Origin of the sequence: Blattabacterium cuenoti (assembly GCF_014252095.1) — a bacterium.
Classification (GTDB): domain Bacteria; phylum Bacteroidota; class Bacteroidia; order Flavobacteriales; family Blattabacteriaceae; genus Blattabacterium; species Blattabacterium cuenoti_F.
The window spans coordinates 566225-591340 of record NZ_CP059210.1; the positions used below are offsets into that span (position 1 = coordinate 566225).

At 27.3% G+C, this 25116-nt stretch carries 21 protein-coding genes; 9 read left to right on the top strand and 12 right to left on the bottom strand.

Going from position 1 to position 25116, the window contains the following annotated elements; genetic code table 11:
• Nucleotides 1–27: 27 nt before the first annotated feature.
• From H0H45_RS02800 to H0H45_RS02810, 3 genes are read right to left on the bottom strand one after another with little or no spacing between them, the layout of a single operon-like run.
• Complete coding sequence (locus H0H45_RS02800) at nt 28–783, bottom strand: ribonuclease III family protein (protein WP_185866541.1); 756 nt, start codon at nt 781–783, stop codon at nt 28–30.
• Nucleotides 773–2035 carry a beta-ketoacyl-ACP synthase II gene (fabF, locus tag H0H45_RS02805; RefSeq protein ID WP_185866542.1) on the bottom strand — a complete coding sequence of 421 codons (1263 nt, stop codon included), beginning with the start codon at nt 2033–2035 and terminating at the stop codon, nt 773–775. Before fabF ends, H0H45_RS02800 begins: the two co-directional genes overlap by 11 nt.
• A 26-nt stretch (nt 2036–2061) precedes the next feature.
• Nucleotides 2062–2337 (bottom strand): acyl carrier protein, encoded by a 276-nt coding sequence (locus H0H45_RS02810; protein WP_185866543.1) that lies wholly within the window; start codon nt 2335–2337, stop codon nt 2062–2064.
• A gap of 112 nt (nt 2338–2449) precedes the next feature.
• Here H0H45_RS02810 and pckA point away from each other — a divergent pair, with 112 nt between their 5' ends.
• A complete protein-coding gene (gene pckA / locus H0H45_RS02815; RefSeq protein WP_185866544.1) occupies nt 2450–4036 on the top strand; it encodes a phosphoenolpyruvate carboxykinase (ATP) in 1587 nt (528 codons plus the stop codon).
• Here the strand turns inward: pckA and H0H45_RS02820 are convergent.
• Nucleotides 4031–4630, bottom strand: coding sequence for a riboflavin synthase (locus H0H45_RS02820; protein WP_185866545.1), 600 nt, complete (start codon nt 4628–4630; stop codon nt 4031–4033). The genes pckA and H0H45_RS02820 overlap by 6 nt on opposite strands.
• 57 nt (nt 4631–4687) lie before the next feature.
• On the opposite strand from H0H45_RS02820, the gene pdxA reads away from it, so the two are divergent.
• Complete coding sequence (pdxA, locus tag H0H45_RS02825; RefSeq protein WP_185866546.1) at nt 4688–5716, top strand: 4-hydroxythreonine-4-phosphate dehydrogenase PdxA; 1029 nt, start codon at nt 4688–4690, stop codon at nt 5714–5716.
• A gap of 12 nt (nt 5717–5728) precedes the next feature.
• Here pdxA and H0H45_RS02830 read toward each other — a convergent pair whose 3' ends face one another.
• Both H0H45_RS02830 and atpD read right to left on the bottom strand, forming a co-directional pair.
• Nucleotides 5729–5965 (bottom strand): F0F1 ATP synthase subunit epsilon, encoded by a 237-nt coding sequence (locus tag H0H45_RS02830; RefSeq protein WP_185866547.1) that lies wholly within the window; start codon nt 5963–5965, stop codon nt 5729–5731.
• A gap of 15 nt (nt 5966–5980) precedes the next feature.
• Nucleotides 5981–7486 (bottom strand): F0F1 ATP synthase subunit beta, encoded by a 1506-nt coding sequence (gene atpD / locus H0H45_RS02835; protein ID WP_185866878.1) that lies wholly within the window; start codon nt 7484–7486, stop codon nt 5981–5983.
• Nucleotides 7487–7591: 105 nt separating this feature from the next.
• Between atpD and H0H45_RS02840 the strand changes: the two genes are divergently transcribed.
• The 3 genes from H0H45_RS02840 to H0H45_RS02845 all read left to right on the top strand — a co-directional run bounded on the left by H0H45_RS02840 (nt 7592) and on the right by H0H45_RS02845 (nt 11230).
• A complete protein-coding gene (locus H0H45_RS02840) occupies nt 7592–8551 on the top strand; it encodes a bifunctional riboflavin kinase/FAD synthetase (RefSeq protein ID WP_185866548.1) in 960 nt (319 codons plus the stop codon).
• Nucleotides 8529–9023 carry a hypothetical protein gene (locus H0H45_RS03135; protein ID WP_238785204.1) on the top strand — a complete coding sequence of 165 codons (495 nt, stop codon included), beginning with the start codon at nt 8529–8531 and terminating at the stop codon, nt 9021–9023. Before H0H45_RS02840 ends, H0H45_RS03135 begins: the two co-directional genes overlap by 23 nt.
• A gap of 80 nt (nt 9024–9103) precedes the next feature.
• Complete coding sequence (locus H0H45_RS02845; RefSeq protein ID WP_238785206.1) at nt 9104–11230, top strand: PD-(D/E)XK nuclease family protein; 2127 nt, start codon at nt 9104–9106, stop codon at nt 11228–11230.
• On the opposite strand, the gene leuB is transcribed toward H0H45_RS02845, so the two are convergent.
• Genes leuB through H0H45_RS02865 form a run of 4 tightly spaced genes read right to left on the bottom strand, consistent with a single transcriptional unit; the run spans nt 11217 to nt 15474 of the window.
• Complete coding sequence (gene leuB / locus H0H45_RS02850; RefSeq protein WP_185866549.1) at nt 11217–12278, bottom strand: 3-isopropylmalate dehydrogenase; 1062 nt, start codon at nt 12276–12278, stop codon at nt 11217–11219. The two genes, H0H45_RS02845 and leuB, sit on opposite strands and share 14 nt — an antisense overlap.
• Nucleotides 12275–12874, bottom strand: coding sequence for a 3-isopropylmalate dehydratase small subunit (leuD, locus tag H0H45_RS02855; RefSeq protein ID WP_185866550.1), 600 nt, complete (start codon nt 12872–12874; stop codon nt 12275–12277). Before leuD ends, leuB begins: the two co-directional genes overlap by 4 nt.
• Before the next feature lie 3 nt (nt 12875–12877).
• Nucleotides 12878–14257 (bottom strand): 3-isopropylmalate dehydratase large subunit, encoded by a 1380-nt coding sequence (gene leuC, locus H0H45_RS02860; protein WP_185866551.1) that lies wholly within the window; start codon nt 14255–14257, stop codon nt 12878–12880.
• Nucleotides 14258–14259: 2 nt separating this feature from the next.
• Nucleotides 14260–15474, bottom strand: coding sequence for a 2-isopropylmalate synthase (locus tag H0H45_RS02865; RefSeq protein ID WP_185866879.1), 1215 nt, complete (start codon nt 15472–15474; stop codon nt 14260–14262).
• A 144-nt stretch (nt 15475–15618) separates the two neighbouring features.
• On the opposite strand from H0H45_RS02865, the gene H0H45_RS02870 reads away from it, so the two are divergent.
• Both H0H45_RS02870 and tyrS read left to right on the top strand, forming a co-directional pair.
• A complete protein-coding gene (locus tag H0H45_RS02870) occupies nt 15619–17169 on the top strand; it encodes a hypothetical protein (protein ID WP_185866552.1) in 1551 nt (516 codons plus the stop codon).
• Nucleotides 17170–17591: 422 nt separating this feature from the next.
• Entirely contained in the window at nt 17592–18869 is a 1278-nt protein-coding gene (tyrS, locus tag H0H45_RS02875) for a tyrosine--tRNA ligase (protein ID WP_185866553.1), read from the top strand.
• Nucleotides 18870–18871: 2 nt separating this feature from the next.
• Here the strand turns inward: tyrS and era are convergent, their stop codons facing one another.
• Both era and clpB read right to left on the bottom strand, forming a co-directional pair.
• Nucleotides 18872–19789, bottom strand: a complete 918-nt coding sequence (era, locus tag H0H45_RS02880; RefSeq protein WP_185866554.1) for a GTPase Era — start codon at nt 19787–19789, stop codon at nt 18872–18874.
• The gene (gene clpB / locus H0H45_RS02885; protein ID WP_185866555.1) at nt 19764–22400 is read right to left on the bottom strand and encodes an ATP-dependent chaperone ClpB; all 2637 of its coding nucleotides are present in this window, start codon (nt 22398–22400) and stop codon (nt 19764–19766) included. Before clpB ends, era begins: the two co-directional genes overlap by 26 nt.
• Before the next feature lie 157 nt (nt 22401–22557).
• Between clpB and prfB the strand changes: the two genes are divergently transcribed.
• Nucleotides 22558–23661: a peptide chain release factor 2 gene (gene prfB / locus H0H45_RS02890; RefSeq protein WP_185866556.1), complete on the top strand. Its 1104-nt coding sequence runs from the start codon at nt 22558–22560 to the stop codon at nt 23659–23661.
• Nucleotides 23662–23720: 59 nt separating this feature from the next.
• Nucleotides 23721–25112: a type III PLP-dependent enzyme domain-containing protein gene (locus H0H45_RS02895; RefSeq protein ID WP_185866557.1), complete on the top strand. Its 1392-nt coding sequence runs from the start codon at nt 23721–23723 to the stop codon at nt 25110–25112.
• Nucleotides 25113–25116: the final 4 nt, after the last annotated feature.

Below are 25116 nucleotides of genomic sequence, written 5' to 3' on the forward strand. Positions count from 1 at the left end.
ATGATGATATATCAGAAATAAAAAATATTAAGTATTTTCTTTACATTTTTTTTGAATAAGAAAATAAGCGGCCTTTGCAGCCATTTCTTCCGATTTTTTTTTTGAAGAACCTCTTCCTTCCGTTTGAATTCCACATTCAGATATAGTAAATTTAGAAAAATAAGTGATCACATGTCTATTTTCAATTTTTTCTTTTTTTTCTCTAAAAGTGTTGAAATTTATAATGAATTTATTTTTTTGAGACCATTCTATCACCCAAACTTTATAACTAGAAATTTCTTTTTGTAATTGCGTGATATTGACATGATAATGTAATATCTTTTTATAAACAAAATTTTTACAACCTTGATATCCTATTTCTAAATAAATAAATCCTATTAAAGCCTCTAAGGTATTTCCTAATATATTCTCAGATATAATAGGTTGATTTTTTTGAAAAAAAACTTCTGTAAAGGGCAATTTTTTAGAAATTTCATTTAAATTTTTTCTGCATACAATTTTAGATCTAACTTGAGTCAACTCTCCTTCTTTTTTCTCAGGAAGTTTTTCACATAAAAAATGTGAAATAATAGAATTCAATATCGCGTCTCCCAAAAATTCTAATCTTTGAAAATCTAAAAAATAGTTCTTATCTAAAGTCTTTCTTTTTGTCGAAAAACTATAGATGAATACTTTTTTCAAAAGTTTTAAATTTTTTGGACAAAATCCTAAGATTTTTCTTAATCTACTAACTAAAATAGAATTTTTTTCCTCCTTTTGAAAAGGAATATCATCAGATAACATCTAATTTCTTAAATAAAATACAAACATTATGTCCTCCAAAACCAAAAGTATTACATATACTAATTTTCACTTCTCTATTTATTGCCTTTTTTGGAGTAAAACTAATTTTTGAATCTATTTTTTTGTCTATATGAAATAAGTTAATAGTTGGAGGGATTATTTTTTTACTTAAAGGAAGTATAGCAGCTATAGCTTCTATAGCTCCTGCTGCACCCAATAAATGACCTGTCATAGATTTAGTAGAATTAATATCAATATTATAGACATTTTCATGAAAAACTTCTTGAATTGCTTTCATCTCTGCCAGATCTCCTAAAAGAGTAGAAGTTCCATGTGCATTGATATGATCTACTTCATCATACCCAATTCCTGCATCTTCTATAGCAGTTTTCATAGCTATAACTATTCCTTTTCCTTCTGGATGGGGGGCGGTAATATGATAAGCATCTCCAGACATTCCAACTCCTCCTATTTCAGCATAGATATTGGCCCCTCTTCTTTTAGCATGTTTGTATTCTTCCAGAATAAGACACCCCGCCCCTTCTCCTAAGACAAACCCATCTCTATCCCGATCAAAAGGACGTGATGCGGTTTTATAATCCTCATTTCTAGTGGATAAAGCGTGGAGAGCATTAAAACCTCCTACTCCACTTTGTGTTATAGCCGCTTCAGATCCACCAGTTACCATCATATCAGCTTTTCCCAAACATATTAAATGGTAAGCATCTACAATGGCATTAGAAGATGAAGCACAAGCTGAAACAGTTGCGTAATTAGGACCGTGAAGTCCATAATTCATGGAAATAAAACCCGCTGTAATATCTATAAGCATTTTCGGAATAAAAAAAGGACTAAATCTAGGATTTTTTCCTCCATTTACATAATCCGAAATAGATTCTTCTAAATTCAAAAGCCCTCCTATTCCAGACGACCAAATTACCCCAATACGTTCTTTTTTTTCTTTAGAAAAATTTATTCCACTATTTTTTATAGCCTCAGATGAGGCTACAATCCCATATTGTGCACAAGGATCCAGTTTTCTTTGTTCTTTTTTACTGAAAAAAATATCTGGATCATAATTTTTTAACTCACAAGCAAATTTTGTTTTATATTTTTTAGTGTCAAAATAGGTAATAGGTGCGGATCCGTTTTTTCCACTAATAAGAGATATCCAGTATTCTTCTACATTATTTCCTATTGGGGTAATAGAACCAATACCAGTAACTACTACTCTATTTAATTTATTTATCATAAATAAATTAATAATCAATGGTTTATCTAATCAGAATGGGTATCCTTTTTTTCCATTTTATTTTTTTTCTTTAAAAGATCTTCTATAGCCTGTATAGCTTCACCTACAGTAGTTATCTTTTCTGCTTTTTCATCAGAAATACTAATATTAAACTCCTTTTCAAATTCCATAATAAGTTCCACTATATCTAAGGAATCTGCACCTAAATCATTAGTAAAACTAGCAGTAGGAAGAATTTCACTTTCTTCTACATTTAATTTTTCTACGATAAGGGCTTTGACTCTTGATGCAATATCCGACATAGGATCATAATTTTTGTTTTTTCTTGTACAAAATTAGTAAACTTTTGTAAATCATATATAAATTTGTCTTGGTAAGCAATAGGATTTAGTAGTAGTAGTAATACAATAGAATATGAGTTCTCTTTCTTTAGAAAATTATGGAATTTTTAATTCTTCAAACAATTGGCAGTTATCCCCAGAAGAATTACAAAATATAATTGTCCAAAATGGAATGGGTGAAGAAACCCAATCAGGAGTTTTAGCTGTTAATACCGGAATGTTTACGGGAAGATCCCCTAAAGATCGATTTATTGTAAAGGATAATATTACAGAAAAGAAAGTTTGGTGGGATGAAAAATTTAATCAACCTTTTGATCCAAAAAAATTTGATAATTTATATGAAAAAGTCGTCCAATATTTATCTGGAAAAAAGCTCTATGTAAGAGATGGATATCTTTGTTCAGATAAACGTTATCAAGTAAACATTCGTTCCATTAGTGAATTTCCATGGTCAGATCTCTTTGTACACAATCTTTTTTTTAGAATTTCAAAAATAGAAAAAATTTTACTAGATTGGTTGTTATTATGTGCACCAGGATTTCAAGCTCATCCAAAAACGGATGGAACACGGGAAAAAAATTTTACCATATTAAATTTTCAAAGAAAAATTATCCTGATTGGTGGATCAGGATATACGGGAGAAATAAAAAAATCTATTTTTTCTGTTTTAAATTTTATGCTTCCTACGTATAAAAACGTATTTCCTATGCATTGTGCAGCAAATATTGGAAAATATACAAAAGACACCGCTCTTTTTTTTGGATTGTCCGGTACCGGTAAAACCACTATTTCCAACGATTCTAATAGAAAATTGATAGGAGATGATGAACATGGATGGACATATGATGATGTTATTTTCAATTTTGAGGGAGGTTGTTATGCAAAAATACTAGGTATTTCAAAAGAAAGAGAGCCTATGATTTATCATGCTATAAAAAGAGGGGCGATGTTGGAAAACGTGGTTTTTAAAAAAGGAACTAAAAAAGTAGATTTTTTCAATGATTCTATCACGCAAAATATGCGAATAAGTTATCCTATTTATTTTATAAAAAATATTGAAAAAAAATTATTATCCTCTAATATAAGGAATATTTTTTTTCTAACCTATGATGCTTTTGGAGTCTTACCTCCTATAGCCAAACTAAATGAAGAACAATCTTCCTATTATTTTTTATTGGGATATACTTCTAAAGTAGCTGGAACTGAATTAAATATAAAAAAACCCAAGGCAACTTTTTCTTCTTGTTTTGGAGCTCCATTTATGCCTTTACATCCAGTGACATACACAAAAATGCTAATAGAAAAATTAAAAAATCAAAAAATAAACGTATGGATGGTAAATACAGGATTAATATCTGGAGGGGGTACTTTAGGTTTTCGTATTAAATTAAAAGATACACGAAAACTTGTACAATGTGCTTTAGATGGATATTTATCTAGAGTTCCTTATGAAAATTATCCGATGTTCAATTTTCAAATTCCTAAGTATTGTCCAGGTGTTTCTTCCGATATTCTAAATCCGAAAAAAATTTGGAAAGATAAGAAACTCTATAAAAATCAAGTAGAAAAACTTGTCAAAAAATTCATCAAAAATTTTGATACATATAGAAAATATGCGGATAAAAATATTCCCTATGAAGAACCAAAAATAGAATTATAGTTTCCTATTCATCGAATTCATATATTCCCGAACGTACTTTCCAAGTATATCATATTCTATGTTAACAAAATTTCCAATTTTTATAAATTGGAGATTAGTTTTTTCATATGTATAAGGGATTATAGAAACATTAAATATGTGTTGGGTACATTTTATGATAGTCAGACTAATCCCATTTACAGCAATGGAGCCTTTTTCTACAGTTAATCCAGATAAATTTTTTTTAGACTTAAAAGAAAATAACCAACTTCCATTTTTGTTTTCTATATCCAAAACTTTGGCTGTGGTATCTACATGTCCTTGTACTATATGTCCATTAAATCTTTCATTAATTTTCATGCTACGTTCTAAATTAACTTTATCTTTTATCTTTAAAACATTTAAATTAGTACAACGTAAAGTTTCTTCTGAAGCAATTACAGAATAAGTTTTATTTTTCACATCTATAATCGTGAAACAAATTCCGTTATGAGATATACTTTGATTAATTTTTAATCTATCTGAAAATGGATTTTTCAAAGTAATACAAAGATTCTTCTTTTGATAATCTAATCCATGTACTTGAGTAGTACATTCTATAATTCCAGTAAACATGATTGAAAATTATTCATAATTGTTTTAAATTAAGATATTTATTTCATATTTATAATGATGAATTATCGAAAAAATAAAATTAAAGTAGGGATTTCTACAGGAGACCTCAATGGAATTGGAATAGAAATTTTTTTAAAAGTATGTCGTAAAAAAAAACTTTTGGAATTTTTTACTCCTATATTATTTGGATCTATCAAATTATGTTCCTATTACAAAAAAATTCTAAATATTGAAGTAAATCATATACGAGAAATAAAAAATTTAAAAGATATTGTAGATTATAAAATAAATGTTCTAAATATTTGGAAAGAGGATATCAAATTTGATTTGATAAAAATTAACCAAGATTCAGGAAAATATCCTATTTCATCTTTAAAAAAAGCAACAAAAGCTTTGAAAGAAGGAAAAATAGATGTTCTTGTTACAGCCCCTGTGAATAAAAATTGGATGAATAACAAAGGATTTTCTTTTTTTGGTCATACTGAATATTTGCAAAATATTTTAGAGGGGGAATCCCTAATGCTCATGATTCATGATACTTTAAAAATTGCCTTAGTTACTAATCACTTACCATTAAAAAATGTAATTCATGAAATTACTGAAAAAAAAATTATAAAATCTATCAAAATTTTACATAAATCTTTAATAATGGATTTTTCTATAGAAAAACCTAAAATTGCGGTTTTAGGATGTAACCCTCATTCAGGAGAAAATGGATTAATAGGAGACGAAGAAAAAACAAAGATAAAACCAGCTATTGATAGTTTATTTCAAAAACAAGGATTTTTAATTTTTGGTCCTTATTCTCCAGATGGTTTTTTTGGAAATCAACATTATAGAAATTTCGATGCTGTTTTAGCTATGTATCACGATCAAGGTTTGATTCCTTTTAAAACACTAACTTTTAATGAAGGGGTTAATTTCACCGCAGGTCTTTCTCACATACGGACATCTCCAGACCATGGAGTCGCATATGATATAGCAAAAAAAGGGATCGCTAATGAAAACTCTTTTGAAGAAGCTATTTTTAGTGCTATAAAAATATTCAAAAATAGAAAGGAATATATGAATGAAAATGGAATATGATTATGATCTATTCTATAAAATAATAGAAACCATATTCTTTTTTACTTGTAAGATTCCACCTTCTATTTTTATTTCCAAATCTTTTCTATCATAGATAGGTTTCAATTTTAATACTCCGTCTTTTAATATAGAAATAAATGGAGCGTGATTTTCTAATATTTGAAAATAACCATTTAATCCAGGAGCTACAATAGATACAACTTTATTTTGATAAAAGATTTTTTCTAAATTGATAATTTTTACTTGCATGGAAACAAAGATTTATTAGGATAACATTTTTTTTCCAGTTTCTATAACTTGTTCAATGGGACCTTTTAAATTAAAAGCCATTTCAGGAAAATTATCCAATTCTCCATCCATAATCATATTAAAACCTTTAATTGTATCTTCTATTTTTACAAATTCTCCTTCAATACCTGTAAACTGTTTTGCTACATGAAATGGTTGGGATAAAAAACGTTGAACACGTCTAGCACGAGAAACTATTAATTTGTCTTCTTCACTAAGTTCCTCTACTCCTAAAATCGCAATAATATCTTGTAAAGAATTGTATTTTTGTAAAATTTCTTTCACACGTAAAGCGCAATCATAATGATTTTGATTTATTATCTCCGGAGATAGAATTCTAGAAGACGAATCTAATGGATCTATAGCAGGATAAATTCCCAAAGAAGCTATTTTCCTTGAAAGAACAGTAGTGGCATCTAAGTGTGAAAATGTAATGGCAGGCGCTGGATCCGTTAAATCATCTGCAGGGACATAAACAGCTTGTACAGAAGTGATGGACCCATTTTTAGTAGAGGTAATTCTCTCTTGCATCGCTCCCATTTCAGATGATAAAGTCGGTTGATAACCAACAGATGAAGGAATTCTCCCTAACAAGGCTGAAACCTCTGAGCCAGCTTGAGTAAACCTAAATATATTATCTATAAAAAACAAAACATCTTGTCCTTTTTTTTCTCCAATCTTCTGATCTCTATAGTATTCCGCTAAAGTTAATCCAGATAAAGCTACTCTAGCCCTTGCTCCAGGAGGTTCATTCATTTGTCCAAAAACAAAAACGGCTTTAGACTCCTTTAAAGCTTCTTTATCTACTTTAGAAATATCCCATCTTCCTTTTTTCATAGATTCCATAAAGGAATCCCCATATTTTATAATTCCGGATTCCAACATTTCTCGTAATAAATCATTTCCTTCTCTAGTTCTTTCTCCTACTCCCGCAAATACTGAACGTCCTCCATGTCCTTTAGCAACATTATTAATTAATTCTTGTATTAACACTGTTTTTCCAACCCCAGCTCCTCCAAATAACCCAATTTTTCCTCCTTTTGGATAAGGTTCTATTAAATCAATGACTTTGATTCCTGTATATAATATTTCTGTATCTGTAGATAAATCCTTAAATGCTGGAGCAGTGTTATGGATAGGTCTTACTTTAGATCTATCTAAATTTCCTAATCCATCTATAGGGTCTCCTAAGACATTAAAAACACGTCCATTAATACTTTCTCCTATAGGCATGCTAATCGGTCCTCCTAAAAATTCTACTTCTTGACCTCTTGGGATTTGATCCGTGGCCTCCATAGATATACAACGAACACTATATTCTCCAATATGTTGTTGAACTTCTAATACTATTTTGTTTTTTTTGGATAACTTTACGGTTAACGCATCGTAAATTTTCGGAAGAAAAGATCTCTCTTCAAATGAAACATCAATAACTGGTCCTACAATTTTAATGATTTTCCCTTTTAACTTTTTTTTATCCATGTAATTTTTTTTCAAAAAAAAGATTTCAAAAAGATTTCCAGGTATTAAGGAGTAGTACATATGAAACCTTTATCTTTGTAAAGGTAAGATAAAAAGACAAAAATTTTGAAAGTTTATTCATTGATTGATGAATTTTCATCCTTTTCTCCATGTGTATTTACACTTGGTTTTTTTGATGGAGTTCATAGAGGACATAAAAAAGTTATTCAAAATTTAATTGTTCGAGCAAAAAAAGAAGAAAAATATTGCTCCGTTTTGCTGACTTTTAATCCACATCCCAAAGAAGTTATCAATCCAGGAAAGAAAATACTTTATTTAAATACTCTTTCTGAAAGAATATGTCATTTACGAAAAACTGGAATAGAACATTTAATTATTCATCCTTTCACTATGAACTTTTCAAAATTAAGCACAAAAGATTTTTTACAAAAAATTTTGTTTTCTAAACTAAAGATTAAGCAAATTATTACTGGATATGATTCTCATCTTGGAAGAGACAGAGACGCTTCTTCTCATCAACTAAAAAAATTTTCTCAAATTTATGGATTCAAGCTTTACCAAGTCAGTCCTCATAAAATAAAAAAAAAAATTATAAGTTCCACTTATATACGAACATCTCTTATGAAAGGGAACATAGAATGGGCTAATAGAGCTTTAGGGTATTTATATACCCTTTCTGGATATGTCATAAAAGGAAGAGGAATAGGAAGAACCTTAAATTTTCCAACTGCTAATGTTCAAGTAGATAAAAAAAAACTGATTCCGAAAAAAGGGGTGTATGCTGTAAAAATTAATTACTTGAATCAAATTTATCAAGGAATGATGAACATTGGAATATGTCCTACTATTAACTTAGTTAATAAGGAAATCAAAATAGAAGTACATATTTTTGATTTTCATCAAAATATATATGGTAAAAGAATTGATATTTTAATCGTTCAAATTTTTCGTGATGAAATGAAATTCCAAACACTTCATGACTTAAAAAGACAAATAAGTCAAGATAAAATGAATATAAAAAATTTTTTTAACCAAATTATTTATGGTGATAGAAAAACTAGATAAAATTATTCAACATTTGTTACTTCAAGAAAAAAGCATAAAAAAAAAATTTCTATTAGTTTCATCGGAGAACTTTATTGTAGAATATATTAGAAAAAAATCCTATACGAATTTGAGTCATTTTCCTGAAATTTATACAATGGATAAATTTATTGAGAAAATCTCAAAGTTATCTCCATGTTCTGTAAATCAGATTCTTTTTTATTTTTTTTCTCTATTAAGAAATAAGAATAGTGTTTTATCGAAAAATTTGAACAATTTTCTGAATTGGGCTCCTAATATTCTAAATGATTTTCAAGATTTAGATATTCATCTGATCAATGTTGAGGGTTTTTTTTCTGACATTATTTCCACGGAAAAAATAAAAAACTGGCATATAAATCCTTTGGAAAAAGTGGATGTAAAAGAAAAAAAAAATTTCTATTTTGGGAGGAAATTTATAAATATTACAACCTTTTTCAAGAGGACCTATTAAGAAAAGGAATAGGTTATAAAGGGCTCCTATTTAGAATAGCTATTTCTCGTTTAAAAAAATTTCTCTCCAAAGAAACGGATGTGAAAATAATCTTATTGATTTATAAATTCAATCTACTTTCTGAATATGAAAAACTTTTTATAAAAAAAATTATTCAATTAAATCAAGATTCTATTCAATTACATAGTATAGGCGATATACAGATAAAAAAATCTGATGATTTTTTTATCAATATCCAGAATAAACCAATATGGATTAATAATCCACAAAATAATCTAAAAATCATCAGCGTTTCTAACGAAATAGAACAAGTTAAAATAGTAGAAGAATTAGTTGATAAACTTATTAAAAACAGACAAGAACCATCTAAGATCGTTCTTGTCTTAGGAGATTCCTATTTAACTTTTCCTTTATTACATTCTATAAAAAAAATTTCAGGAATCTATCCATCTATATCCATAGATTATCCACTAAAAAATCTTCCGATTCATTATACTTTAGATTCAATTTTTCAGCTATTATTAAAAAAAGAAAAATTAAAAAAATTTTCTAAAAAAGATATACTAAGAGTTTTATTAGATGGATATATCCAAAAATTTTTCCTTAAAAAGGATCTTTCTTTTATAGAAAAATTAGAGATAGAAGATTCCAATTTTATTTCAGAAGAAAATATAAACAAATATTTATTCAATAATAATCTAAATATCATTTTTCAAATCCAAACTCATAATGCTAAGAAAGTTTTTTTTGGTCTTATGAGTTTTATTAGAAAATTAAAAAATTTATTTTTTCTAAATACAAAAAAACATCTGTTAGAGTTAAAATTTCTATCTGAATTAGAAAATTATATGCAAAAAATAAAAATTTTAATCAGAAAAAAAGAATGTTCTTTTTTTGGAATAAAAGACTTATTTAATGTTTATCAGCAATTTATAAAAATAGAAAAAATTTCTTATATACAGAAAAATCCAAAAGGGATTCATTTAATAGGATTTTTAGATTCTTATTTTGGAAGTGTTGAAACCACAATTATGACTTCCGTTAATGAAGGCGTGATCCCCCCAAATAAAGAAGAAAACTATTATAAAACATTAATTCCCAATGATATTAGAAAAAAATTTAAATTATCTAGTTCTCAAAAAAATGAGAATTTTTATTCTCATCATTTTCAAGATCTTTTGGAAAATTCAAAAAATATTTATTTGATATATAAAAATCAACCTGATGAGCTAAATTCTGGAGAAAAAAGCCGTTTCATTCATCAAATAGAAATGATTTCAAACTTCTCCATAAAAGAAAGAAAAGATCATCCACTTATTCTAAGTACTCAAATCTCTCCCATTGTAATAAAAAAAACAAATTCCATGATTCAACGTTTATATGAACTAGCTACTCATGGTCTATCTCCTTCATCCATCCATTTGTACAATTATAATCCTCTTCTTTTTTACTACAAAAAAGTACTTGGACTAAACATAGAAAAAACATCTCTTAAACAAAGAATAGGAAAAATTATACACAAAATCTTGGAAGTTTTATATCATCCTATTAAGGGAAATTTTATTACTATAGATAGCATTGATACAATGAAAAAGAATTATGAATCTATTATAAAAAATATAATATCAGAAAATAAAAAAAGTCTAGAAGAAAAAAATCAGTTAATTAATTCAATAGTAAATAATTACATAAAAAATTTTATTTCTTGGGAGGAGAAAACCTTTTATAAAGGACATAAAATTTTTATCAAAGAATTAGAATACAATATGTCAACTCTATTAGATATTGGATCGAATAAAAAAGTTAATTTATACGGAATCATAGATCGTATAGATGAATGTGACGGAACTATACGTATTCTTGATTATAAAATAGGGATATCAAAAATAAATCAAATCCATATTTCTTTAAGAAAAATAGAAAAAATTTTTCAAGATCCTCATTATGGAAATATTATGCAATTATTTATTTATATGTATTTATGGTTGAAACCATTTCATGGTTGTAAAAAAAATCCTCCACTTATAGCTCTTGTCTCACCTGAAAAAAATAAAAAAAATTCTATAAAAACCATTCCTATAAATTTTTTTCATCAAATTACATATGAAAATTATATAAAAGAATTTTTACCATATTTAATGAATAGAATTTATGAAATTTTGGATCCAAAAATTCCAATAAAAGAAAAAAAAATTAATGATTTTTAATATAATTTTCTATATAATCTCCCACTTCTTCAGTAGAAAAAGAATTTTTTTCATCTAGAATAATATCTTGAGTGCTTATTTTTTCTTGGATAGAGCTTTTTACAGCTTCTTCTAAAAGATTTTTTTCTTGAGGCATTTCAAAATATTCTAGCATCATAGATACGGAAAGTATACAACCTAATGGATTGGCGATATTTTTTCCTTTTGCTTGAGGATAAGATCCATGTATCGGTTCAAACAATGATTTTTTATTCCCAATAGAAGCAGATGGAAGGAGTCCTAAAGAACTAGTTAATATACTGGCTTCATCTGATAAAATATCTCCAAACATATTATCCGTTAAAATTACATCAAATTTTCTAGGATTAATAAGAATTTGTATAGCTGCATTATCTATATATAAGAATTCTAAATCTACATCAGAATAATCTAAAGCCATTTTTTGAATTACCTCCCGCCATAACCTAGATGTCTCTAGGACATTAGCTTTATCAACCAAAGTCATTTTTCTATTACGAGAACGTGCTGCTTTAAAAGACATTTCGCCAATACGTTCAATTTCTTTTTTTGAATACACACAATAATCATATGCTTCTTCTCCATTTTTGGAACGACCTTTTTTTCCAAAGTAAATTCCTCCTGTTAATTCTCGATATATAACAAAATTAACTCCTTCTAATTTTTTTTCTTTTATAGGGGATTTATTAACTCTTGGATAAGTAACTATAGGACGAATGTTACAATATAAGTCCATTTTTTTTCTAAGTTTTAATAATCCGTCTTCTGGTCTCATTCCTCTTGGATAAGAATCGTATTTTGGATCTCCTATAGATCCGAATAAAACAGCATCTGATTTTAAACAACTATCTATAGTTTCTTTTGGCATTGGATTCCCAACCGTTTCTATGGCTTTAGCACCTGCTAAGACTTTTTGATAAGAAAACTCATGATGAAATTTATCCCCAATTGAATTCAAAGCTTTTATAGCTTGTTTGATAACTTCTGGTCCTATCCCATCTCCTTCGATTATAACAATATTCTTTTTCATATTTTAAAGAAATTTGTTTTTTTTTCAAAATTCTCTATGTCATTTTTAATAGAAACTAAAAAATCTATATCGTCATAACCATTGATAAAACAATTTTTTTTATATGGATGGATATAAAATTTTTCAGAAATTCCTACTTCCATTATTGTAATAAGTTGTTCGATTAAATCGACTTTAATATTAGTCTCCGGTTTTTTATTAACTAGATTAAATAAATTTTGTAAAAATTTTTCGGATATTTCTACAGTAAGTAATCCATTATTTAATGCATTTTCCTTAAAAATATCAGCAAAAAAACTAGATATCACTACTTGAAACCCATAATCAAAAAGAGCCCAAGCCGCATGTTCACGACTAGAACCACAACCAAAATTTCTTCCTGATAAAAGAATTTTTCCAGAAAAAAGTGGATTATTTAAAATAAAATCTTTTTTCAAAGATCCATCGTTAGAATACCGCCAGTCTCTAAAAAGATTCTTTCCACATTCTTCACGTTTAGTTTCTTTTAAAAAACGAGCGGGGATAATTTGATCTGTATCTATATCCTCCACAGGCAAGGGAATCGCTTTGCTTGTTATGACAGTAAATTTTTTCATAGATCATACATATTTTTTAATATCTACAATTTTTCCTTCAATCGCTATGATAGAAGCGGTTAAAGGACTTACTAATAGGGTCCGAACACCTGGTCCTTGTCTTCCTTCAAAATTTCTATTAGACGTAGAAACACAATACTCTCCAAAAGGAATTTTATCCTCATTCATTCCTAAACAAGCCGAACATCCTGGTTGACGAAATTCAAATCCAGCATTTTTAAAAATTTGATCTAATCCTTCCTTTTTTGCCTGTTGAATAACTCTTTGCGATCCAGGAACCACCATAACGGTTACATGACTAGCTTTTTTCTTTCCTTTTACTACAGAAGCTACTAATCGTAGATCTTCTATCCTAGAATTTGTACAACTTCCTATAAAAATATAATTAATGGGTTTCCCAATTAGAGATTCTCCGGATTTAAATCCCATATAAGACAAAGATTTTTTTTGTTGAAATTCAGTTAATTTAGGGATACGGTCATAAATTTTCATTCCCATTCCAGGGTTTGTTCCAAATGTAATCATCGGTTCAACCTCTTCAGCATCTAGGACATATTCTTTATCAAAAATTGCGTAATCATCTGTTTTTAAAGTTTTCCAATACTCCAAATGTCTTTTATGATATTTTCTTTTTAAAAAAGTATGATTTTTCAGATAATCAAAAGTTATTTTATCTGGAGCAATTAATCCACCTTTTGCTCCCATTTCAATACTCATATTACAAATAGTCATTCTCCCTTCCATACTCATATTTTTAATGATAGGTCCCGTATATTCTATAAAATACCCAGTTCCTATATCTACACCAAGCTTGGATATCATGTATAAAATAACATCTTTTGGAGTCACCCCTTTTTTCAAAGATTTCCCTTTTAATTGAATTCTCATCTGTTTCGGTTTAGATACTAATAGACATTGACTAGCCATAACCATGGCTACTTGACTAGTTCCAATTCCAAAAGCTATACTTCCAAAAGCTCCATGAGTAGAAGTATGACTATCGCCACAAACTATAGTCATTCCAGGTAATGTTAAACCTAATTCTGGACCCAGAACATGAACAATTCCATGATTTTTATGCCCTAATCCATACAACGTGATTCCAAATTTTTTACAATTTTTAATTAATAAATCTATTTGTTTTTTAGAAAGAGGATCTGAAATAGGTAAATGTTGATTAATAGTAGGAACATTATGATCCGCCGTGGCTATAATTTTTTCTGGTCTAAAAACTGGAATTTCTCTTTTTTCTATTTCTGAAAACGCCTGAGGACTAGTGACTTCATGTATATAATGCCTATCGATATACAGAACATTTACTCCATTTTCAAATTTTTTTACTATATGTGTTTCCCAAATTTTATCAAACAATGATTTTGACATGACTAAACAACATTTATTCTTCTTCTACCATTATTACCATTATTATGTAATATGCGTTTTTTCTTAATATTTGCTTTTTCTAAAATAATCTTTAATTCTTTATCTTCAATTTCTTTTTTTCTATCTGCATAACTTAAAAAAATAGAATAAACTAAATCCAAAGAATTTTTACTTAAAACATATCCCAATTTTTTATAACGATATGCCAAAGCCGCCCTTCCACTCCTAGCTGTTAAAATAATTGAAGATTGATCAATTCCAACATCTTCTGGATTGATAATTTCATAAGTTTCTCTTTTTTTTATTACACCATCTTGATGAATTCCTGATGAATGAGAAAAAGCATTGACTCCTACAATGGCTTTATTAGGCTGAACTTTCATTCCCGTACATTTTGATACCAAATAACTTGTTTCGGAAATAAGCTTTGTTTTTATATTTGTAAATAAATTTAAATGAGAATTTTGTCTAATGATCATTACTATTTCTTCTAATGAGGTGTTTCCAGCTCTCTCTCCAATTCCATTAATGGTACATTCTACTTGTTGAGCCCCATTCATAATCCCAGATAAAGAATTAGCTGTTGCCAATCCTAGATCATTATGACAATGAGTAGACAATATGATTTTATGAATTCCTTTAACATTTTCTTTCAAAAAACGAATTTTTTTTCCATATTCTTCCGGTAAACAATAACCTGTAGTATCTGGAATATTAATTACCGTAGCACCATATTTTATAACTGTTTCACAAATTTTTGCTAAAAATTCATTATTAGTACGCCCTGCGTCTTCTGCATAAAATTCCACATCTTCCACGAATTTTTTTGCGTATTGAACCGAAAATTTTGCTTTTTCTACAATTTTTTCTGGAGTGCTATTAAATTTATAACGAATATGACAATCAGAAGTTCCGATTCCAGTATGGATTCTAGCTCTTTTCGCATCTTTCAACGCGTGTCCAGCTACTTCTATATCTTTTTCTACGGCTCTAGATAATGCACAAATAATGGGTTCTGAAATAGATTTACAAATCTCTTTTACAGATTGATAATCTCCTGGACTAGAAGTTGGAAATCCAGCTTCAATCACATCAACACCCAAAGTTTCTAATTGTTTAGCTAACCTTACTTTTTCTTTAGTATTTAATTTACATCCTGGAACTTGTTCTCCATCACGCAGTGTTGTATCAAAAATTTGTATTCTTTTCTTTTCCATACTCATTGGATTATTTGATAATTCCAAAACTATTTTTTCCAAAAAGAAAATCATATCAAATAATTTACATATTTACAATATCTAATTGATAAAACTATTTTATATTTTATTGTCAATCAAATCAAATAAAAAAATATAATTACAATGTCAAATCATAATAAATTAGATCATCTTTTTTTATTGATTCAGTCTTTATCAAAATCAGAAAAAATAAATTTTAACCTTTATGCAGGTCGTATAAAACGAAATAAAAATGCAAAGTTTATAAAACTATTTGAAATTATGAGTAAAATACATTGTTATAATGAAAAAAAAATTTTGAAAAACACTCCTATAAGAAAAATACAATTATCTAATATAAAAGCCCATTTATATAAGCAAATTTTAATTAGTCTCCGATTACAACATACTGAAGAAAACTACGATTTACAAATACGTGAATATTTAGATTTTGCTAAAGTTTTATACAACAAAGGTTTGTATATACAAAGTTTAAAATTTTTAGGAAAAGCAAAAATCATTGCTAGATGTTATGAATCTAATACTATTCTTTTAGAATTAGTGGAATTTGAAAAAATGATAGAATCTCAACATATAACTAGAAGTCTTTATTCTAGATCTGGAGAATTATCTGTAGAATCCAAAGAACTAATTGAAAGAATTCAATGTCATGACGCTCTATCTAGTCTTTCCTTGGAATTATACGGATTATATTTAAAAGTTGGATACGTGAGAAATGAAAAAGATAAAATATTTATAGAAACTTACTTTCGTACTAACCTTCCAAAATTTGATATCGAAAAACTTAGTTTTTATGAAAAATTATTTTTATATCAAGCTAAAGTTTGGTATCATTATATTAGACAGGATTTTATCATGTGTTATAGATCATCATGTAAATGGGTAGAATTATTTAAAAATCATGAAAAAGCAAAAAAGATGGCTCCTGTAAGCTATCTGAAAGGATATCATTATTTGTTAGATACTTTATTTTATTTAAATCATTATTCTAAATTCACTAAAGTTTTAGAACAGTTTGAAAAGGAAATTCAAAATGAAAAAATAATTTTAAATGGAAACACTAGAATATTAATTTTCATGTATAAATATACTAATCGTATCAATAAACATTATATGGAAGGGACTTTTTCAGAAGGAGTGAAAAAAGTGATCCCTCCATTATTAAAAGATTTTCATAAAATTTCTAATCGTTTGGATTCTCATTATATCATGGTCCTTTATTATAAAATTTCTTGTTTATATTTTGGAAGTGGAGATAATCAAAATGCTATTTTATATTTATTAAAAATTATGGAAAATCAAGAAAAAAATATACGACAAGATTTACAATGTTTTGCCAGGCTTTTACATATAATCGCTTGTTACGAAAGTGGATTAGATGAAAATATGGACAAAAAAATTCAATCCGCATATAAATTTTTTATTCAAATGGATGATTGGTACATTGTCCAAAAAAAAATTATCCATTTTTTTAAAAATTTAGGAAATGTCTATCCACATCAAATTAAAGGACAATTCAAAAAATTGAGAGAAAGACTCATGAAATATTCTGATCATCCTTATGAAAAAAGAACTTTCTTGTATTTAGATATTATTTCTTGGTTAACTTCTAAAATAGAAAATAAATCTGTGGAGATGATTGTAAAAGAAAAATTTCTAAAAAACCATTGTTAGTTAATTTCCTTTATTAATAAAAAAGTTCTAAAAAAAAGAATCATAAAATATGAAAAAATAAAATCCAAAAGGGTCTTAAAAATATTCAAATATTCTAGGATGAAATAAAAAAATACAAAAATACTAAAAAAAAACTTTACAATTCCACCTACAATATAAACAAATATAGCTATATTGGGTTTTTTTTTTATGGTAAACAACAAAAAAGAGAAAAAAAAACTACTGAGAGGTAATAAAAAAATATATATTTTTAACAAAGAAAAATTTTTTTCAAAAAAAAGAAAATTACTAACTATATGAATGCAAGAAAAAAAAACAGTTAAAAGATTATAAAGTATAATTTTTTTAATCATCATGGAAAAATTCGTTGAATTGTACAAAATTCCATAAAAATAAAATAATGTTATTTATTAATTTTTTACATGAAAAACATTATTGATGAACTCTCCTGGAGAGGATTAATAAAAAATAAAGTTCCTGGCGTAGAAAAACAATTAAAAAAACGTACTACTATGTATGTAGGTTTTGATCCTACATCAGATTCTTTACACTTAGGTAGCTTACTTCCTATTATTATATTGATACATTTTCAAAAACTTGGACATAAATCGATAGTGTTAATTGGAGGAGCTACAGGTCTTATAGGAGATCCGTCAGAAAAAAAAAATCAAAGAGTTTTTTTTAGTCTAGAAGATTTACAAAAAAATACAGAATCTATAAAAAAACAACTATCTAAATTGCTAAATTTAGAAAAGACAGAATTATTAAATAATTTTAGTTGGATAAAAAAAATATCCCTTTTAGATTTTTTACGAAATGTAGGAAAACACTTTCCTATAAATTACATGATGTCTAAAGATTCTGTAAAAAAAAGAATTTATAACAATAAAAAAAACGGAATGTCTTTTACGGAATTTTCTTATTCTCTTATACAAGGATATGATTTTCTTTATTTAAATCAAGAAAAAGACTGTCTACTTCAAATAGGTGGATCCGATCAATGGGGGAATATTACTACTGGAATAGAGTTGATTAAAAAAAAAACAGGAAAAAAAGCATATGGAATAACATTTCCTTTAGTGACAAAATCTGATGGCATCAAGTTTGGAAAAAGTGAAAAAGGAGAAAATATCTGGTTAGATAGAAAACGTACTACTCCATACAAATTTTATCAATTTTGGATGAATGTTTCAGATAAAGAAATTGAAAAATTTATTAAGATTTATACTTTTTTTTCAAGAGAAAAAATAGAATCTTTGATTTTAAAACATAGAGAAAATCCTGAAAAAAGATTTTTACAAAAAAGAGTAGCGGAAGAAATCACTCAATGGGTTCATGGAAAGAAAGCTTATGAAGAAGTAGTTAAAATATCGCATGTTTTATTTTGTAAAAAGTATATCAAGGACCTCTTACTTACTTTAGATGAAAAAATATTGTTCTCTATATATGAGAATATTCCACATATGAAACTTTCTTATCAAGAATTTGAAGAAGGAGTTTCTTTATTAGACGTTTTGAAAAAAAGCAGTCTTTTTTCTTCAAAAAGTGAAGCAAATCGTGCTTTGAATTTAAATTCCATTTCTATCAACAAAAAACTCGTCAAAAAAAATATTCTTCTTCAAAAAGAAAACTTAATAGGAAAAAAATATATTTTATTTCAATTTGGAAAAAAAAACTTTTTTATTATCAAAGTTGAATAAATTTAATATCCAAATCTTTTTAATATTTTGTAATCAGAACGCAAATTTTTGCATATTTTTACATTTAATTTTAGCCAAACCTTTTTCCTAAAAAATTTTTCTATTCCTTTTATAGATAAAGCTCCTAATTTATTTATATAATTCCCTTTTTTTCCAATTAGAATACCTTTTTGAGAATTCCTTTCTACATAGATAGAAGAAAATATATGTAGAAACATTTCATTTTCCTTAAATTTTTCTGTGAAAACTTCTACAGAATAAGGAATTTCTTTTTTATAAAGAAGAAATATTTTTTCTCTAATTATTTCATTCACAAAAAACCGTTTTGATCTATCAGTCAAGACCCCCTTAGGATAATAAGGAGGATGTTCCGATAATAAATCTAAAATCTTATCCATTAATAAATCTTGATTGATATCTTTCAATGCAGATATTGGTAATATTTCTGAATGAGGAAAAATTCTATGCCAATAATTGATTGTCTTATATAATATTTTTTCATCACATTCTACTCCAATTTTATCTATTTTATTGATTAAGATAAGAAAAGGTTTATTTTTTTTTATATTTTTCAGAGAATTCAAAATAGAAAAATATTTATCGGAAATAAAAAATTTTCCTATTTCTGTTGTAAACAAAACAATATCAGAGGATATGAATGATTCTTCTATATATTTCATCATGATTCTTTGCATAAAGAATGGGGTTTTTATCATCAACCCAGGAGTATCAGAAAAAATAATTTGCGCATTATATTTATCCACTATTCCTACTATTCTATGACGAGTTGTTTGTGGTTTATGTGTAATGATAGAAAGATTTTCTCCTACAAGAGAATTCATTAATGTAGATTTTCCTACATTAGGAAATCCTATAATGTTTACAAAACCAGATTTATGTATTAATTTTTCTTTGCACATTCACAGAATCAGATTGTCTAAATACAATTCCTTGTTCTTTAAAAAAATCCACTAATATTCTATTGTTATCATGTATTTTTCCTTTCAATATTTCTTTAGAAAGATTGTTGAGGATATCGTGTTGAATAACCCTTTTTAAGGGTCTTGCTCCAAAATGTGGATCATAACCTTTTTCTGATAAATAATCTATAGCTTCATTAGTTGCTTCTATATGAATATTTTTATGAGATAATAAATTAGCAAATTTTTTCATTTGTAATTTGACGATTTCTTTAATCTCTTTTCTAGAAATAGGTTTAAATAAAATGATTTCATCAATTCTATTAATAAATTCTGGTCTCACTATATTCTTTAACAAGTCTATCAAAGTATTTTTTGTTGTTTCCATTCTATTGATAGATATTTCCGTGTCTAAATTTTCCTGAATAATATCTGATCCTATATTGGAAGTCATGATAATAATTGTATTGGTAAAATTGACAGTACGACCTTTATTATCTGTTAATCTTCCATCATCTAAAATTTGTAAAAGAATATTAAATATATCTGAATGAGCTTTTTCTATTTCATCTAAGAGAATAACGCTGTAAGGACGTCTACGTATGGCTTCTGTTAATTGTCCACTTTCTTCATATCCAATGTATCCAGGAGGAGCTCCAATAAGTCGGCTTATAGAATGACGTTCCATATACTCACTCATATCTATACGGACCATGTTATTTTCGTTATCAAACAGATATTCGGCTAATGTTTTGGCTAATTCTGTTTTACCCACACCGGTCCCCCCCATAAAAAGAAAAGAACCTATGGGCCTTTTTTCATCTTGAAGGCCTGCTCTAGAACGTCTTATTGCATCTGCAATAGATTGAATGGCCTCATTTTGACCTATAACCCTTTTATGTAATTCTTTTTCTAAAAAAAGTAATTTTTCCCTTTCACTTTTCAACATTTTAGTAATTGGAATTCCAGTCCACTTAGATACTACCTGAGCTATATCTTCTTTAGAAACTTCTTCTTGAATCATTTTTTTTCCTTTATTCTCCTGCTTTTTTAATTCTATTTCAAAAGATTTGACTTTATTTTCTTCTTCTTTAATCTTTCCATACCTTAGTTCCGCCACCTTTCCATAGTCTCCAGATCTTTCTGCTTGTTCTGCTTCAAATTTGAAATTTTCTATTCTTTCCTTAGCCTTTTGGATTCCTTCAACTAAATCCTTTTCTTTTTTCCATTGAACTTGTAATCGCATTCTTTCTTCATTCAATTTTGCTAATTCTTTTTTTAAAAGAACCAATTGTTTTTCATCTTTTTCTCTTTTGATGGCTTCTATCTGTATTTCCATTTGCATAATTTTCCTATGCAAAACATCCAATTCTTCTGGTTTAGAATTAATCTCCATTCTAATTTTTGAAGCGGCTTCATCAATAAGATCAATAGCTTTATCCGGTAAAAAACGTTCATTAATATAACGCTGAGACAATTCTACGGCTGAAATAATAGATTCATCTTTAATTCTCACTTTATGATGACTTTCATATTTTTCTTTAATTCCACGTAATATGGATATAGCATCAGTGACTGAAGGCTCATCTACATATACTTGCTGAAATCTTCTTTCTAAAGCTTTATCTATTTTAAAATATTTTTGGTATTCATTTAAAGTCGTTGCTCCTATAGCACGAAGTTCTCCTCTCGCCAATGCAGGTTTTAGAATATTTGCAGCATCCATGGCTCCTTCTCCACCTCCAGCACCTACCAAAGTATGTATTTCATCAATAAATAAAATAATTTCTCCATCTGAAAAAGTTACTTCTTTTACAACAGATTTAAGACGTTCTTCAAATTCTCCTTTATATTTAGCTCCTGCAATGAGAGAAGCCATATCCAATGAAAAAACTTTTTTATCTTTTAAATTATCTGGAATATCTCCATTAATAATCCGATGAGCTAATCCTTCAGCTATAGCGGTTTTCCCTACTCCTGGTTCTCCAATTAAGATAGGATTATTTTTAGTTCTTCTGGATAAAATTTGTAAAACTCGACGAATTTCTTCATCACGTCCAATAACAGGATCTAATTTTCCTTTAGATGCCCATTCATTAAGATTTTTTGCATATTTATTTAAAGCATTATAAGTATTTTCTGCTGTTTGAGAAATAATATTTCCGCTTTTTTTTCTAATATTTTCAATCGAAATTTTGATCTTAAATTCTGTAATTCCTTGATCTTTTAGGAATTTAGAAGTAGCATCCGAAGTCATAAAAATTCCATAAAAAATATGTTCAACAGAAATAAATTCATCTTTTAATGTTTTAGCATAATTTTCTGCTATATTGAACATTTTTGTCACTGAATGACTTAAATGTTGTTGAGTTACTGTTCCACTTACTACTTTAGGATAAAAAGATATAATTCGATCCAAACCGATCATAAGTGTTTGATGGTTAATATTTAATTTTTTTAGAAAAAAAGGAATGAAACTTTCTTCTTTTTCTAAAAGAGATTTTAAAATATGTGCATTTTCAATTGAAGGTTGATTATTTTTTAAAGCAATGTTTTGTGCTTCTTGTATTATTTCTTGAGTTTTTATAGTAAATTTATTATTGAAATTCATAATAAAAGTTGAATTTTTAATAGAAAATTAGTTCCATATATTTCTGGATGAATTAAGTTTTTCCAGAATTTACAAAAAATTCAAGAATTAATAGAAAATAAGTGTTCTAACTTAGATGTAACTATTTTTTAGTTACGAAAATATTGATTTTCGTATCATGATAAAAAATGAAGATATTCAATTTATTTCAGAAAAAATTAATAACCTTCAGGAGGTTCTAAACATAGATCAAATTCAAGAATTTCTTGAGAAAGAAGAAAAAAAAATTTTAAATCCAAATTTTTGGAAGAACTGTCAAAAAGCTAAAAATTTTACAAAACGTTTGCATGCTATGAAAACATGCATAAAAGATTTTTTTGAATTAAAAAACGCTTTAGAAGAATTGGAAATTTTATTCTCTTTATCTAAAGAAGAAGATTTAGAAAAAGAGGTTAAAATTCAATTCCATAAAACAGAAAAACTTTTGTCAAATATAGAATTTAAAAATCTTCTTTCGGAAGAAGAAGATATTTTGAACGCTATATTGCAAATTTCCTCTGGAGCAGGAGGAACTGAAAGTTGTGATTGGACTTCTATGTTAATGAGAATGTATATTATGTGGGCTGAAAAAAATAAATTTTCTGTAAAAAACATTCATCATATTCCTGGAGATATCACAGGAATCAAATCTGTAACTTTAGAATTAGATGGATTATATGCTTTTGGATATTTAAAAGGAGAAAATGGAGTTCATAGATTAATACGTTTATCTCCATTTGATAATAATTCAAAACGTCATACTTCTTTTTCTTCGGTTTATGTATATCCTTTAGTAGATAAAGACATAAATATAAACATTAACATATCTGATATTCAATGGGAAACATTTCGTTCTAGTGGATCTGGAGGACAAAACGTCAATAAAGTGGAAACTGGAGTCAGATTACGTCATCATCCTACGGGAATTATTATTGAAAATACAGAGACCCGTTCGCAAATGCAAAATAGACAAAAAGCATTGCATTTATTAAAGTCTAGATTGTTTGAAATAGAAATTTCAAAAAAAAATGAAAAAAAAAACAAAATAGAATCCAGTAAAAAAAAAATTGAATGGGGATCTCAGATTCGAAATTATATCATGCATCCTTATAAATTAGTCAAGGACTTACGAACAGGTTATGAAACTAAAAAAATCCATTCTGTAATGAATGGAGAAATAGATATTTTCTTGAAAAAATTTTTGGTATACAATAAAAAAATAGAAAAAAAGGAAAAAGAATGAAAAAATTAAAAATTTTTAAACCCTATTTTTATTTAACCATAAAATTAATTTTTCTTTAAATGAAAATTCTCTATGCAGATCTTATCGATCAAACTTTTGATTTTCCTACCGAGGAATTTTCTCTAAAAAATAATCTTCTAGAATTTCATGGAATTCCACTCATGGAGATGATTCAAAAATATGGAACTCCATTAAAGTTTACTTATTTACCAAAAATATCTAAAAACATACAAAAGGCTAGAAAATGGTTTGAAAAGGCGATTCATTCTAATAATTATAATAATAAATATACTTATTGTTATTGCACAAAAAGCTCTCATTTTTCTTTTGTATTAGAAGAAGCATTAAAAAACAATATTAGTATTGAAACTTCATATGCTTATGATATAGAAATTGTAAAAAATCTTTATAAAAAAGGAAAAACAAATAAAGATATTGAAGTTATTTGCAATGGGTTTAAAACTCATAATTACATAGAAAATATATCATATTTGATTAATAATGGTTTTTATAACACTATTCCTATATTGGATAATTCCGATGAATTGGAAAAATTGAGTTTTTTTATCCATTATCCATTTAAATTAGGAATTCGAATTGCCTCTGAGGAAGAACCAAAATTTGAATTCTATACCTCCCGTTTAGGAATAGGATATAAAGACATCATTGTTTTTTACTTGAATAAAATAAAAAACAATCCAAAAGTGGAACTAAAAATGCTACACTTTTTTATAAATACGGGAATTAAAGATACGGCTTATTACTGGAATGAACTTTTTAAATGTTTACATATTTACGCTAAATTAAAAAAAATTGCTCCAGAGTTAGATATTTTAAATATAGGAGGGGGGTTCCCTATTAAAACCTCTATGTCGTTCAAGTATGATTATGAATACATGACTAATGAAATCGTTTATCAAATAAAAAAATTTTGCCAAGAAGAAAATATTTCAGAACCTCACATATACACAGAATTTGGAGCTTATACAGTTGGAGAAAGTGGAGGAATTATTTATAGAATACTTAGTCAAAAAAGGCAAAATGATAGAGAAAAATGGAATATGATAGATAGTTCTTTTATGACGACTCTTCCTGATACTTGGGCTATTAGTCGGAGATTTATTATGATGGCTATAAACCGTTGGAATGATTCTTATGAAAGAGTTTTTTTAGGAGGTTTAACGTGTGATAGTGACGATTATTATAATTCTGAACAGCATATGAACGCCATATATCTTCCTCTTTTTCGAGAAAATCCTCCACTTTATATTGGTTTTTTTCATACTGGAGCCTATCAAGATACCATCAGTGGATATGGAGGAGTCCACCACTGTTTAATCCCACAACCTATTCATATTTTAATTGATCATGATGATCAAAAAAAATTAGTATATAAAATATTTCGTCATTCTCAAAATCCTGAAGAAATATTGAAAATCTTAGGTTATTAAGGTG

What these genes read in the sequence shown, in the direction of transcription:
- H0H45_RS02830 (WP_185866547.1), bottom strand. Translation starts at nt 5,965, where the DNA reads ATGCAAGTAAAAATTATCAATTTAGAAAAAATCTTTTATCAAAATAAA.
- pckA (WP_185866544.1), top strand. Translation starts at nt 2,450, where the DNA reads ATGAGTTCTCTTTCTTTAGAAAATTATGGAATTTTTAATTCTTCAAAC.
- fabF (WP_185866542.1), bottom strand. Translation starts at nt 2,035, where the DNA reads ATGATAAATAAATTAAATAGAGTAGTAGTTACTGGTATTGGTTCTATT.
- era (WP_185866554.1), bottom strand. Translation starts at nt 19,789, where the DNA reads ATGTGCAAAGAAAAATTAATACATAAATCTGGTTTTGTAAACATTATA.
- prfB (WP_185866556.1), top strand. Translation starts at nt 22,558, where the DNA reads ATGATAAAAAATGAAGATATTCAATTTATTTCAGAAAAAATTAATAAC.
- leuC (WP_185866551.1), bottom strand. Translation starts at nt 14,257, where the DNA reads ATGTCAAAATCATTGTTTGATAAAATTTGGGAAACACATATAGTAAAA.
- tyrS (WP_185866553.1), top strand. Translation starts at nt 17,592, where the DNA reads ATGAAAAACATTATTGATGAACTCTCCTGGAGAGGATTAATAAAAAAT.
- H0H45_RS02895 (WP_185866557.1), top strand. Translation starts at nt 23,721, where the DNA reads ATGAAAATTCTCTATGCAGATCTTATCGATCAAACTTTTGATTTTCCT.
- H0H45_RS02800 (WP_185866541.1), bottom strand. Translation starts at nt 783, where the DNA reads ATGTTATCTGATGATATTCCTTTTCAAAAGGAGGAAAAAAATTCTATT.
- H0H45_RS02820 (WP_185866545.1), bottom strand. Translation starts at nt 4,630, where the DNA reads ATGTTTACTGGAATTATAGAATGTACTACTCAAGTACATGGATTAGAT.
- leuB (WP_185866549.1), bottom strand. Translation starts at nt 12,278, where the DNA reads ATGAAAAAGAATATTGTTATAATCGAAGGAGATGGGATAGGACCAGAA.
- pdxA (WP_185866546.1), top strand. Translation starts at nt 4,688, where the DNA reads ATGAATTATCGAAAAAATAAAATTAAAGTAGGGATTTCTACAGGAGAC.
- clpB (WP_185866555.1), bottom strand. Translation starts at nt 22,400, where the DNA reads ATGAATTTCAATAATAAATTTACTATAAAAACTCAAGAAATAATACAA.
- H0H45_RS03135 (WP_238785204.1), top strand. Translation starts at nt 8,529, where the DNA reads ATGGTGATAGAAAAACTAGATAAAATTATTCAACATTTGTTACTTCAA.
- H0H45_RS02810 (WP_185866543.1), bottom strand. Translation starts at nt 2,337, where the DNA reads ATGTCGGATATTGCATCAAGAGTCAAAGCCCTTATCGTAGAAAAATTA.
- leuD (WP_185866550.1), bottom strand. Translation starts at nt 12,874, where the DNA reads ATGAAAAAATTTACTGTCATAACAAGCAAAGCGATTCCCTTGCCTGTG.
- atpD (WP_185866878.1), bottom strand. Translation starts at nt 7,486, where the DNA reads ATGGATAAAAAAAAGTTAAAAGGGAAAATCATTAAAATTGTAGGACCA.
- H0H45_RS02870 (WP_185866552.1), top strand. Translation starts at nt 15,619, where the DNA reads ATGTCAAATCATAATAAATTAGATCATCTTTTTTTATTGATTCAGTCT.
- H0H45_RS02865 (WP_185866879.1), bottom strand. Translation starts at nt 15,474, where the DNA reads ATGGAAAAGAAAAGAATACAAATTTTTGATACAACACTGCGTGATGGA.